This is a genomic window from Frigidibacter sp., from assembly GCF_030695035.1.
Lineage (GTDB): Bacteria > Pseudomonadota > Alphaproteobacteria > Rhodobacterales > Rhodobacteraceae > Frigidibacter.
This window is the reverse complement of record NZ_JAUYTT010000015.1, coordinates 40,770-52,744: the sequence shown is the minus strand read 5'-3', so window position 1 is coordinate 52,744 and position 11,975 is coordinate 40,770. Positions and strand designations below refer to the sequence as shown.

The 11,975-nt window shown below is 69.4% G+C and carries 10 protein-coding genes and 1 pseudogene; 3 read left to right on the top strand and 8 right to left on the bottom strand.

The annotated features are described in order from the left end of the window. Positions 1 to 2 precede the first annotated feature (2 nt). Genes Q8S30_RS15670 through Q8S30_RS15655 form a run of 4 tightly spaced genes read right to left on the bottom strand, consistent with a single transcriptional unit; the run spans position 3 to position 3,500 of the window. Positions 3 to 1,349 carry a glutamate--cysteine ligase gene (locus Q8S30_RS15670; RefSeq protein ID WP_305666963.1) on the bottom strand — a complete coding sequence of 449 codons (1,347 nt, stop codon included), beginning with the start codon at positions 1,347 to 1,349 and terminating at the stop codon, positions 3 to 5. A 56-nt stretch (positions 1,350 to 1,405) separates the two neighbouring features. Further along, positions 1,406 to 1,924: a hypothetical protein gene (locus tag Q8S30_RS15665; RefSeq protein WP_305666962.1), complete on the bottom strand. Its 519-nt coding sequence runs from the start codon at positions 1,922 to 1,924 to the stop codon at positions 1,406 to 1,408. Next, a complete protein-coding gene (locus Q8S30_RS15660) occupies positions 1,921 to 2,778 on the bottom strand; it encodes a GNAT family N-acetyltransferase (RefSeq protein WP_305666961.1) in 858 nt (285 codons plus the stop codon). Before Q8S30_RS15660 ends, Q8S30_RS15665 begins: the two co-directional genes overlap by 4 nt. Next, positions 2,775 to 3,500, bottom strand: coding sequence for a 16S rRNA (uracil(1498)-N(3))-methyltransferase (locus Q8S30_RS15655; RefSeq protein ID WP_305666960.1), 726 nt, complete (start codon positions 3,498 to 3,500; stop codon positions 2,775 to 2,777). The genes Q8S30_RS15660 and Q8S30_RS15655 overlap by 4 nt, the downstream gene beginning before the upstream one ends. A gap of 12 nt (positions 3,501 to 3,512) precedes the next feature. On the opposite strand from Q8S30_RS15655, the gene ubiA reads away from it, so the two are divergent. The 3 genes and pseudogenes from ubiA to Q8S30_RS15640 form a co-directional block, all read left to right on the top strand. Then, positions 3,513 to 4,493: a 4-hydroxybenzoate octaprenyltransferase gene (ubiA, locus tag Q8S30_RS15650; protein ID WP_305666959.1), complete on the top strand. Its 981-nt coding sequence runs from the start codon at positions 3,513 to 3,515 to the stop codon at positions 4,491 to 4,493. A 61-nt stretch (positions 4,494 to 4,554) separates the two neighbouring features. Then, entirely contained in the window at positions 4,555 to 6,816 is a 2,262-nt protein-coding gene (locus Q8S30_RS15645) for an OmpA family protein (RefSeq protein WP_305666958.1), read from the top strand. Between the two features lie 68 nt (positions 6,817 to 6,884). Continuing rightward, positions 6,885 to 7,217 (top strand): annotated as a pseudogene (locus tag Q8S30_RS15640) (hypothetical protein); the annotation flags it as partial. A 51-nt stretch (positions 7,218 to 7,268) separates the two neighbouring features. On the opposite strand, the gene Q8S30_RS15635 reads toward Q8S30_RS15640, so the two are convergent. From Q8S30_RS15635 to flgK, 4 genes are all read right to left on the bottom strand, one after another. Further along, the gene (locus Q8S30_RS15635; RefSeq protein WP_305666957.1) at positions 7,269 to 7,667 is read right to left on the bottom strand and encodes a DUF2177 family protein; all 399 of its coding nucleotides are present in this window, start codon (positions 7,665 to 7,667) and stop codon (positions 7,269 to 7,271) included. Between the two features lie 669 nt (positions 7,668 to 8,336). Continuing rightward, positions 8,337 to 9,437, bottom strand: a complete 1,101-nt coding sequence (locus tag Q8S30_RS15630; protein ID WP_305666956.1) for a flagellar basal body P-ring protein FlgI — start codon at positions 9,435 to 9,437, stop codon at positions 8,337 to 8,339. After that, positions 9,437 to 10,450 carry a flagellin gene (locus tag Q8S30_RS15625; RefSeq protein WP_305666955.1) on the bottom strand — a complete coding sequence of 338 codons (1,014 nt, stop codon included), beginning with the start codon at positions 10,448 to 10,450 and terminating at the stop codon, positions 9,437 to 9,439. The genes Q8S30_RS15630 and Q8S30_RS15625 overlap by 1 nt, the downstream gene beginning before the upstream one ends. A 3-nt stretch (positions 10,451 to 10,453) precedes the next feature. Next, positions 10,454 to 11,908: a flagellar hook-associated protein FlgK gene (flgK, locus tag Q8S30_RS15620; protein WP_305666954.1), complete on the bottom strand. Its 1,455-nt coding sequence runs from the start codon at positions 11,906 to 11,908 to the stop codon at positions 10,454 to 10,456. Between the last annotated feature and the right edge of the window lie 67 nt (positions 11,909 to 11,975).

Genomic DNA, 11,975 nt, shown 5'->3' with positions numbered 1-11,975 from the left:
CGTTACAGCCGCGTCGCCTCATAGACATTGCCCAGATCGCCCTGCCATTCGCCGTGGAAGGCGTCCAGCAGCCGGTCCGCAGGAACCTTGCCGCTGGCCACGCTCTCGCGGAACGGGTCGAGCAGGACTTCCTCGCCACGGCCTCGCGCCGCCAGCCCGGCCGCCGAAATCTCCAGCACCCGGCCTGCCAGCTCTTGCAGCCGCACCCCGCCCGCCTCGCCCTGCAGGCCAGCGATGGAAGCCGCCTTGCGCAGCCCCTCGCGGGTTTCATGGGTCCAGCCCTTCACCAGATCGGTCGCGGCATCCAGCGCGCCCTGATCATATGTCAGCCCCACCCACAGCGCCGGCAACGCCACCATCTGGTCGCGCGAGCCTGCATCGGCACCGCGCATCTCGATATATTTCTTCACCCGCGCCTCGGGGAACACCGTCGTCATATGGTCCGCCCAGTCCGACAGGGTCGGCACCTCGCCGGGCAGCGCGGGCAGCCTGCCGTTCAGGAAATCGCGGAACGACTGGCCAAGGGCGTTGATATAATTCCCGTCGCGGTAGACGAAGTACATCGGCACATCGAGCACGTAGTCCACCCAACGCTCATACCCCGCGCCATCCTCGAACATGAAGGGCAGCATCCCGGTGCGCGCGCCGTCCAGATCGCGCCAGATCCGGCTGCGCCAGCTTTTATGCGCGTTCGGCTTGCCCTCCAGGAACGGCGAGGACGCGCAGAGCGCCGTCGCAACCGGCTGCAAGGACAGCGCGACGCGCATCTTCTGCACCATGTCGGCTTCAGAGGCGAAATCGAGGTTCACCTGCACGGTGCAGGTCCGGTACATCATCTGGGTTCCCAGCGTGCCGACACGGCCCATGTAATCGGTCATCAGCCGGTAGCGGCCCTTGGGCATCATCGGCATCTGCTGGTGCGTCCAGACCGGCGCGGCGCCGATGCCAAGGAAGCCCACGCCCATCGGCCCGGCAATCTCGGCCACCTCTTGCAGGTGGCTGTCGAGTTCCGCCGCCGTCTGGTGCAGCGTCTCCAGCGGCGCACCCGACAGTTCCAGCTGCCCGCCCGGCTCCAGGCTGACGTTCGCGCCATCGCGGGTCAGGCCGATGATCTTGTCCTGCTCGAAGATCGGGGTCCAGCCAAAGCGGGCCTGCATCCCCTCCAGCATGGCGCGGATCGAGGCGGCGCCCTCATAGGGCAGCGGCAGCAGATCGCCGGTGGTGAAGCCGAATTTCTCGTGCTCGGTGCCGATGCGCCAGTCAGCCCTCGGCTTCTCGCCGCTGGCGACATAGGCGGCCAGGGCATCGAAATGCTCGATCGGGCCGCCGCCGCTTTGTGGAATGGACATTGGCCCCTCGTTCGTTCTTTTCGCGGTGCCAGAGGTGGAGCGGCGCGCGCCCCAAGTCAAGGCCGCGCAAGAGGGGTATTGCTGCGCCACAGCGGCGGCGCGAGGTCTTGCGGAAGGGCATCCGCCTCCATCGCCGCCAAAAATCGCCCCATATCAACGCCCGGCAGCGCGGCAAAGGCATCATAAAGGGCATCCGCCCCCGCGGCATCCACCGGAATGATGAGGGCCTGCCCGTCGGCCTGCTTCAACCGCCAGTGCCGCTGCCCTTGCACCGCAATCAGCCTTATCTCGGCCAGTTCGCGCAGCGACAGGAACCCGCCAGAGGCCGGGCCCAGATAGGCCACCTGCCCCTCGTCCAGCTCCACCACCCCCGGCGCGCCGACCTGCCGGGCAAAGCGCACGCGGCGGAAGGCCGACAGGCCAAGGCCCGCCCCAAGTGCAGCGAAGATCAGGCCGATCGGCCCCAGCAACCAACCGCCGCGCGTGGCCACCCAGATCCCCACCAGCGCCACGCAGGCGGCGATCAGCGGTTCACGCCAGCGGTGCAGGGCGGCGGCAAGTTCGGGGCGGATCATGGCGCGGGCACCTCGGCGGGTTTGGTGAAGAACACGAGCTGATAGCCCCCGATGCGCTGAAACCCGATCCCCTCATAAGCGCGCATCGCCGGCGGGCCCGAGGCGAAGAGGATCGCCTCGCTTGCCCCCTCCGCACGCGCCTCGGCCAGATGCAGCGCCACCGCGTCGCGGGCATGGCCGAGGCCGCGCCGGGCGGGGGGCGTGAACACCCCGCCGATCTGCACGATATCGGGCAGCACCGCGTTGAAGCTGGTCATCGCCACCGGGGTGCCCGCCTGCTCCAGCACCCGCAGCCGGTCCTGTGCCGTCAGCGCCGAAACCTGCACCGCCGCATCCGCCTCGGTCCGCGGCCCCTGAACCGCCCCCAGCGTCTCCACCAGATACTCCGCGCGCCAGCCGGTCAGCAGCCCGGCATCGGCGGTCGTTGCTGCCCGCAACTCCAGATCGCCTGCCCCCGGCACCCGCAGATCCGCCAGCGCCATCCGGTAGAGCGGCTCCGTCCGGTCGAGGCTGCAAGCCGTCTCCGCCAGCCCGAGCGCCGCACGCAGCCGAGCCACCTGCCCCGCCTCGCCGTTCATCCCGGTGATGCGCTCTCCCGCCAGTGCCTGCCGCACGGGTGACAGCGCCTCAACCCCCGGCACCTGCATCAGCAGCATCCCTTGCGTGGTCAGCGCCACGACACCGGCCACCTCGCCCCCGCCCTCCAACCACCAGAACCGCGCCGCATGGGCGTGGGTGCCGCCCTCGGCACCATGCGCCGCCAAGTTCTGCCGCAGGAACATCGAGGTTTCGGGATGCCGCGCCAGAAACGCCTCCAGCGCCGGGGCATCGGCCGCAACCGCAGCACGGATCATCGCCAATCCCCCAAGGCCGCCTGCCATAGCGTGATTGCCGCCACTGCTGCAGTATCGGCGCGCAGGATCCGCGGGCCAAGCGAGACCGGCCGCACGAAGGGCAGCGCCCGCAGCCTTGTGCGCTCGGCTTCGGAAAACCCGCCCTCGGGCCCGATCAGCACCGCCCAGGGGCCAGGCGCCTCGCCCGCCAGAGTCTCGGCTGCGCCCACCAGCGATTCATCGGCCCAGAGGATGCGGCGCCCCGCGTCCCAGCCCGCCAGCACCCGGGCCAGCGGCGCCAGTTCGGCGACCTCGGGCACGAAGGTGCCGCCGCATTGCTCTGCCGCCTCCAGCGCATGGGCCTGCAGGCGGTCCTGGCGGATGCGGTCGGCATTGGTGAACTCTGTCTGCACCGGCAGGATCCGGGCCGCGCCAAGCTCCGCCGCCTTCTCCACGATGAAATCGGTGCGCGCCTTCTTGATCGGCGCGAACAGCAGCCACAGGTCGGGCGGCATCCGCTGCGGCGCGGTCTGCGCCTCGCACACAAGCGTGCCGCCCCGCTTGCCAGCCTCGGCCACACGCGCCAGCCATTCCCCATCGCGCCCGTTGAACAGCAGCAGAGGCGCACCAACGGCCAGCCGCATCACCCCGAACAGGTAATGCGCCTGCGCCTCGGTCAGGGGAAGCGATTGCCCCTGACCAAGCGGGTGGTCTACACAAAGCCTGATCTTTGCCGCTGCCATGAGGCCGAACCTATGACCGCGCCCACCGGAATGCCAGAGCCTGAAATGCCCGAAACCGCGGGGCAGGTCGCCGACGCGGTCAGCGGCAACTGGGTGGACCACACCGCCCCCGCCTGGTCGCGCCCCTGGCTGCGGCTGGCCCGCGCCGACCGGCCTGCGGGCACCTGGCTGCTGCTGATCCCCTGCTTTTGGGGCCTCGCTCTCGCCGCCGCCGCCGATGCGCCGCGCTGGTCCGACCTGTGGATCGCGCTGGCCTGCGCCATGGGGGCCTTCCTGATGCGCGGTGCCGGCTGCACCTGGAACGACATCACCGACCGGCATATCGACGGGTCGGTGGCGCGCACCCGGTCGCGCCCCATCCCCTCGGGGCAGGTCACCGCCAAGGGCGCCGCCGTCTGGATGGTGCTGCAGGCGCTGGTCGCGGCGGCGGTCCTCTTCACCTTCAACGGCTTCGCCATCGTCCTCGGCATCGCCGCGCTGATCCCGGTGGCGATCTACCCCTTCGCCAAGCGCTTCACCTGGTGGCCGCAGGTGTTCCTCGGCCTCGCCTTCAACTGGGGCGCGCTGCTGGGATGGGCCGCGCATACCGGCAGCCTCTCCTGGCCGCCGGTGCTTCTGTATGTCGCAGGCATCGCCTGGACGCTGTTTTATGACACCATCTACGCCCATCAGGACAAAGAGGATGACGCGCTGATCGGCGTGAAATCCACGGCGCGCCTGTTCGGCACGAACACGCCCCGCTGGCTGGCGCTGTTCATGGTGCTGACGGTGTCTCTGATCGGGCTGGCGGTGCTGATCGCCCTGCTGCCACAGGCCGGGCCGCTGGCACTGGGGCTGGGGCTGGCGGCCGCCTGGGGGATGGGCTGGCACCTGCTGTGGCAGATGCGGCGGCTGGATATCGACGACCCCGCCCGCTGCCTGCATCTCTTCCGGTCCAACCGCGATGCCGGGCTGATCACTACGCTGTTTCTTGCCGCTGCCGCCCTCGTCTGATTGACTCCCCCCGGCCTGCCCTTATGCAAGGCCCATCCTGCAACAGACAAAGGCCGCCCGAATGCGTCTTGCCCCGAAACTCCTCGGCATCCAAACCATCGGCCTCATCGCCTTCGGCCTGGCTGCAGCGCTGTCGTTCTTTGCCGCCACCTGGGCGGCCTCGGCCATCGAGGATGTTTCGGCCACCACCGTCCGCCGCGCGCTGACCGAAGAGGGGCACTCCTGGGCCGGCGTGCATGCCGACGGGCTCAGCATCACCCTGACCGGCGAGGCGCCGACCGAGGCGACGCGCTTCCGCGCCCTTGGCGCCGCGGGATCGGTTGTCGATGCCGGACGGGTGATCGACGCGATGACGGTGCCCGATCCGGCCGCGATCAAGGCGCCCGACTTCTCGGTCGAGGTTCTGCGCAACGATGACGGCATCTCGCTGATCGGGCTCGTCCCCGCCTCCGAAGGGCGCGACGATATCGTGACCCGCATCACCTCGCTGGCCCGCGGCGGCACCGTCACCGACATGCTGGAAACCGCCAGCCACCCCGCGCCCGATGGGTGGGACGAGGCGCTGGACTTCGGCCTCGATGCGCTGGCCGACCTGCCCCGTTCCAAGATCTCCATCGGCGCGGCGCGGGTGGCGATCACCGCCATCACCGACAGCGCTGACCAGAAGGCGCGGCTCGAGGCTGCGCTGCGCCGAGACGTGCCGGCCGGCACCATCCTGACGCTGGACATCTCGGCCCCGCGCCCGGTCATCACCCCCTTCACGCTGCGCTTCCTGATCGACGCCGAGGGCCCCCGCTTCGACGCCTGCTCTGCCGATACCGAAAAGGCCCGCGGCCGTATCCTTGCCGCCGCCCGCGCCGCCGGGGCGGCGGCGGTCGATTGCACCATCGGCATGGGCGTGCCCTCCCCCGCCTGGGCCGACGCCTCCGAGGCCGCCATCGCCGCAATGGCAGAGCTTGGTGCCGGTTCGGTCACCCTGTCCGATGCCGATGTCTCGCTGATCGCCGCCGACAGTGTGACCCAAGCCGATTTCGACCGCGTGGTGGGCGAGCTCGACACCGCCCTGCCCGAGGTGTTCTCGCTGACCGCGGTGCTGACACCCAAGCCGGAGGCCACCGCCAACCAAGGCCCGCCCGAGTTCACCGCCACCCTGTCGGACGAAGGCCGCGTTCAGGTCCGTGGCCGCCTGCCCGATGCGCTGACCCGGAGCGCGGTGGAGAACTTCGCCCGCGCCCGCTTCAGCATCGGCAAGGTCTATATCGCCACCCGCATCGACCCGGCCCTGCCCGAAGGCTGGCCGGTCCGCGCGCTGGCCGCGCTTGAGGCCCTCGACGCCTTGGTCGAAGGCAATGTGCTGGTGCGCCCTGACCTCGTGCGCGTGCAGGGCGTGACCGGCAGCACCGAAACCGCGGCCGAGATCGCGCGACTTCTGTCTGCGAAACTCGGCGAAGGGCAGGAATTCGACATCCGCGTGCGCTATGAACCCAAGCTCGACCCGGTTCTGGGGCTGCCCACGGCCGAGGAATGCGTGGCCGACATCGCCGCCGTGCTGGATGAGGGCCAGATCGCCTTTGAACCCGGCTCCGCCACGCTCTCGCCCTCGGCCCGGCCGCTGCTGGACCAGATCGCCGAGGCGCTGAAGGACTGCGCCGATTACCCGATCGAGGTTGCCGGCCACACCGACAGCCAGGGTGGCGACGAGATGAACCTTGCCCTGTCCGAAGACCGCGCCGAGGCCGTCGTCGCCTCGTTGATGGAACGGCGGATCCTGACCGGCAACCTTCACGCCACCGGCTACGGCGAAAGCCGCCCGGTCGCCGACAATGACACCGAAGAAGGCCGCGAGGCCAACCGGCGGATCGAGTTCACCCTCCTGGAGGGCGAGGAGGAGCCCGAGTTGCCCGCCGATGCCCCTCTGGCAGAAGGCGCAGAGATCCCCGATGCCGCAGAGCTTGTCGCGGTGCCTGAGGCCGGCCGGCCGGAACCGCGCCCGGAAGACACCGTGCTGGCAGAAGCCGGCAGCGGGGATGAGGGCAGCGGAGACGAAGGAAGCGGCGACGAGGCGCCCGCGGCGGCAACCGCAGACGCTGAACCTGTCACCGCAGAGGGAGCGGCGGCAGAGACCATGACCGACGCCGCAACCGAAGCGCAGCGCGACGCCGGCACCGAGGGCGCGCCGGCCGTCGGCTCGCCGGAAGCGGTCCTTGAGGTGGCCCCGGTTGAGGTGCAGACCCCCGGCGAGGGCACCATCAAACCACTGGTGCGCCCTGCGGACATCGAAGCGCGCGCGGCCGAGGCAGCCGCGGGCGACACGGCAGACTAGGCCGGGATAGGCTGGGGCGGGATCCAACCCGCCACGGCAAATGAACACGGGACAGGCGACGGGGACACCACATGAACAGAACCGAATTCATCATCGCCACGGCGATCATTCTCTTTGTCGCCTTCGGCCTTGGCTGGTTCGCGTCCTGGCTGCTGCACCGCCTGACCCGCGTCACCCAGGCCGAAATGGGCGAGCTGGACCAGATGGCCCAGGCCCTGCATGAGGCCGAGGAAACCCGCGATCAGGCGCTGGCCTACATCGAACAGCGCGAGCAGGAACTGGTCAGCCAGCTGAACCAGACCGAGGCCGAACTGCGCGCCGCCATGGAAGGCCTGCGCGACGCGCGGCAAGAGGCCGAGGAACTGCGCAGCTATATCGAGCGGGTGAACAACAGGGGCTGAGGGGGACGCACCGGACGCCGTCTGTGCACCAGAATCAATGCTCCGAACGGCTCAGCGCAGCGCCGCGGTGATCGTCACCCCGGCCCAGGCCGACACAGCCGTCAGCACCGTGCCCCAGGCCAGATCGGTCGCCACCATCGCCGGATGCCAGCCCTTCAGCGTGGCGTAGTTGGTGAACTCATAGGTGCCATAAGCCATCGCCCCGACCAGCGCCCCGGTGCCAAGCGCCTGCAGCGGCGCCCCCGCCCGCAGCGCCGGCAGCGACACCAGCCAGACCAGCGCACCAACATAGGCCAGATAGAACGCCGCCGCAGCCCCCAGCCGCAGATCGGGCAACAGCATCTCGCCGATGTGCCGTTCAAACAGCGGACGGATCACTCGGGTCAGCATCAGCGCATCCAGCGCAAGGAAGATGACTGCGGTCGAGATGTAGAGGAGGACGATCTGCATGAAGGGCTCCGAGGTTGGGCGCTACCAGATAGAGCGCCCGAGGGCAGAGACCAGTGCGCGGCGCGGGAGGACTGACCCGTAATATGACCCGGGCCGCATCGGCACTGCCAATCGGCGCGGGCGATATCGACGGCTCCCGGTCCGGCTGCAACCGCGCCGAATGGAATTGTGCAGGGCCTCGTATTGCTCCGTGGCAGACGACCGGGCGGAGCCGCCCCCAGCATCCGCCACTGCCGGGGCAGGCCCCGGTATGACCGCCGTGACAGAGACGCGAACGTACCCGTATGCCAAACCCGCCTTCGAGACTGCTTCTTGCGAGCCAGCTACCGAGGAGGAAAAGGACTCTCCCTGCACCGCCTGCGCCGCCAACCCTACCAACGGCCAGGACGGCCGAGAGCCGGCCATGCCAGTCAAGCGCATCCGGTCAGGGCGAGCCGGATATAACCCTCTGCCGCCAGGCAGGTGGGGGCCCGGCACGCCGCTCCGACGAAATGTCCGCAACAGCGACCCTTACCCTCACCCGTCCGTCAAAAGCACGAGGCCCTTACGACCAGCGCTGACACTCTGGCCCATGCTCAACCGACGGCGGCTGACCCAAACCTCCGCTGGCAAGTCGAGGAAGAGCACATCCTGACCATTTGGTACGCCCTCACATCCGCCCGCCGCCCCTCAATGCACCAGAAACTCCGCATGCAGCGCCCCAGCGGCGTTGATACTCTTCAGGATGTCGATCATGTCGCGCGGGCTGACGCCAAGCGCGTTCAGCCCCGCCACCACCTCCGACAGGCTGCTGCCGCCCGTCACCTCTGCCATGCCGATGCCCGGCTCTTCGATGATCTCGGCCTCGGTCCGCGGCACCACAACCGTCTGGCCTTCGGCAAAGGGGCTCGGCTGCACCACCAGCGGCGCCTCCTCGATCCGCAGCGTCAGGTTGCCCTGGCTGACGGCGACCCGGCTGATCCGCACATCGGCGCCCATCACGATGGTGCCGGACCGCTGATCGACGACCACCCGTGCCCGCCCCTCCGGCTCCACCGTCAGGTTCTCAACGCGCGAGAGCACATGCGCGGGCGAGGCCATCCGCGTCGCCGCGATATCCAGCGCCACCGTCCCCGAATCGGTCATCACCGCCACCGCGCGGCCAAATTCACGGTTGATCACCGCCTCGATCCGGGCCGCCGTGGTGAAATCCGGGCTGCGCAGCGCCAGCCGCAGCGCGTTCAGGCCGGCGAAGTCGAAGTCCAGCTCCCGCTCCACCCGCGCGCCCGAGGGGATGGAGCCCGAGGTCGGCACGCCCTGCACCACCTGCGCGCCCGCCCCTTCGGCTGCGGCCCCGCCGGCAATGATCGTGCCCTGCGCCACCGCATAGATCTGCCCGTCGGCGGCATTCAGCGGCGTCATCACCAGCGTGCCCCCCAACAGGCTTTTCGCATCGCCGATGGCCGACACCGTCACGTCGATCCGCCCGCCGGCCCGCGCGAAGGGCGGCAGCGCCGCCGTCACCAGCACCGCCGCCACGTTCTTGGGCCGGAACTCCTCACCCGAGACGTTCACCCCCAGCCGCTCAAGGATATTGGCCATGATCTCTTCGGTGAAAGGCGCGTTGCGGATGCCATCGCCGCTGCCGTTCAGACCCACGACCAGCCCATATCCCACCAGATCGTTGCCGCGCACCCCGTCGAACTCCACCAGATCCTTGATGCGGATCGGCGCGGCCCCCAGCGGCGCAGGCAACAGCAGGCACAGGGTCAGCGCAATCAGACGGAGCATCACAGGTAATCCGCGAATGACAGCTGCGCGATGCGCGCAGTCAGGGTGTAAAGCGTTTCCAGCTGGGTCTGCACTGTCTCCAGCTCGGCGGCAGACTCGTAGGGATCAGCGCCGATCAGCGTGTTGCGGGCGATCTTCAGCGCCGAGGCCTCCGCCGAATTGCGCGTTGCGGCTTCGTCGATCCGGGCCTCGCTGGCACCGATTCCGGCGCGCAGGGCGGTCAGCCCCGGCTCAGCGTTCAGGATCCAGGTTCCGGCACGCTCGGCGATCAGGCCGCGCCCCGCGGTATCGCCGGCCCGTAGCCCGGTATCCATCAGGGCCGCCAGCGCCACGCCCGCCATCGCTGCGCGCAACCGCGGGTCGGCGGCGGTCAGGGTCATGTCCGTGCTCTCGCCCTCGCCCAGCAAGAAGGGCGACAGCGCGTCCGGCGCCCCTTGATAGGCCACATCAAGAAACCCGCCGCCGCCCGCCGGCGCGTCGAACCAGTCGGTCACCGCATCGGCGATATCGCTGACCGACACGGCGCCGGCCACCGCGCCCTGCAGGGCCGACAGGATCGTCTCGGCCTGGGCCAGCGGCGGCGTGTCGGTCGCAGAGCCTGACAGGGCATAGCGATCCGCCACGCGCAGGTTCAGCGCGCTGACCATCGCACCGAACTGCTGGCGCGCGGTCTGGGCCAGCGTATCCACCTGCACCGAACTGGCCGAGGTGGCGGCCGACAGCAACGATGCACCAAGCCCGGCCCCAGCCTCGGCCACCTGCGTCAACGCTGTCTGCAAGGTGCTGGTGAACACCGCCGCCTCGTCGGTTGACAGCTTGTAGGCCTCCAGCGTGCGCAGCCCGCGCTCAATCCCCGACAGCGCCACGAAATCGCCCGAGACGGCCTTGCCCACATCCTGCCGCAGGCCGGAAATCACCTCATAGGACAGGCGTGTCACATGGTCTTTCAGCTGCTGGTTCTGCTGCCGGGCCTGCAATCCCATTGCCAGATCGCCGATAGAGGTGAAATTCATGGCCTACATCCCCAGAATCTGCTGGATCATCTCGTCCAGCGCCGTGATCACCCGCGCATTGGCGGCAAAGGATTGCTCGATCAGCAGCATGTTTTGCAGTTCGGCATCGGTATCCACCCCGTCCGAGGCCAGAGCGACGGCCAGCGTCGCCTGCCGGGCGCCGGTAAAGGCGCTGCTGTCATCCGCGCTTTGCCGCGCGGCAGAGACCTGCGACAGCAGATCCGCGGCCAGGCCCGAGGCAGAGCGGGCCGCACCCAGAAAGCTGCCCGAGGCCGGAACCTGCGGCGCCCCCATCGCGCCGGCCAGCGCCTGCAAGATCGCCGCGCTGCCGACATCGCCGGGGGCGGCGGCGCCAAGCCCGTCGCGCAGCCGCCACAGCGCGCCGCCCTGCGCCGGGTCGGCCAGCGCACTCACCTCCAGCCGTGCCCCGAGGCCAACCTCATCCAGCGGGTCGAAGGCCGCACCAGAATCGGTGAACAGGCCCGGTGCGCCGGGCGCCAGCGTCGGGTCCACCCCCGGCGCGGCAAAACGGCCGATCAGATCGCGCGCCACGGCATCCAGCTGCGACTGCGCGCTGACCGCCAGCTCGTCCCGCACTGCGAACAGCGCGGCCAGCGTGCCACCGCCCAGAACGCCATCCTCGGTGCTGCGGATCGGCACCTCGTTCAACGTCAGCCCCGACAGCGCGCCCGATGTCTGGGTCATGTCGGGGGTGATCACGCCCACCGCCGAAAAGCCGATCCGCGCCGGGTTGCCCTCCAGCAGCACCGCGCCGCCGGTGGTGTAGAGCGAGATCTGGTCCTTGTCGCGCATCACCTCGCGCACCGGCACAATGGCGGAAACCCGGTCCACCAGCAGCTGGCGCTGATCCATCAGCGCGGTCGCATCGCTGCCGACCCCGCGCTGCGTGAGGATCGTCGCGTTCAGCTCGTCGATCCGCGTCAGCGCGTCGTTCAGCGCCGCAACCTGCGCCGCAATCTCCTGATCGGCGGCCATCCGCGTCGCCTGCAGGTCATCCGACACGGCGTTGATCGTACCGGCAAGCCCGGTCGCACTGTCCAGCACCTCTTGCAGCCGCGCTTCGCTGTCAGGGCGGCTTGCGGCCGAGATGAGGGCCGATTCCAGATCATCCATCCGCGCGGTCAGCGATCCCGGCTGATCGGCGGTACCGATCGACTGCTCCAGCCTGGTGTAGAACTGCTGGCGCAGGGCCGCATTGCCTGCGGCCGCGTCGGCCAGGCGGCGGTCGGCCAGCACGCTGCGGTTCAGAACGCGGCTTACCCCTTCGATCTTTACCCCGGCGCCCTCGCCGCCCAGGCTGCGGGTCGACAGGCCAAGCTCGCGCCTTGCATAGCCCTCGGTCAGCGCATTGGCGACGTTGCTCGACACGACCTCGGCCGCGCGGGCATTGGCGGTCAGCCCTGACAGGGCGCTCGACAATGCGCTGGAAATGCTCATGTCCGTCCTCCGCCCGCGTTTCCGATGCCTTGGTCCGCCGCGACCTTCCGGCCCGGCCCATGACCGT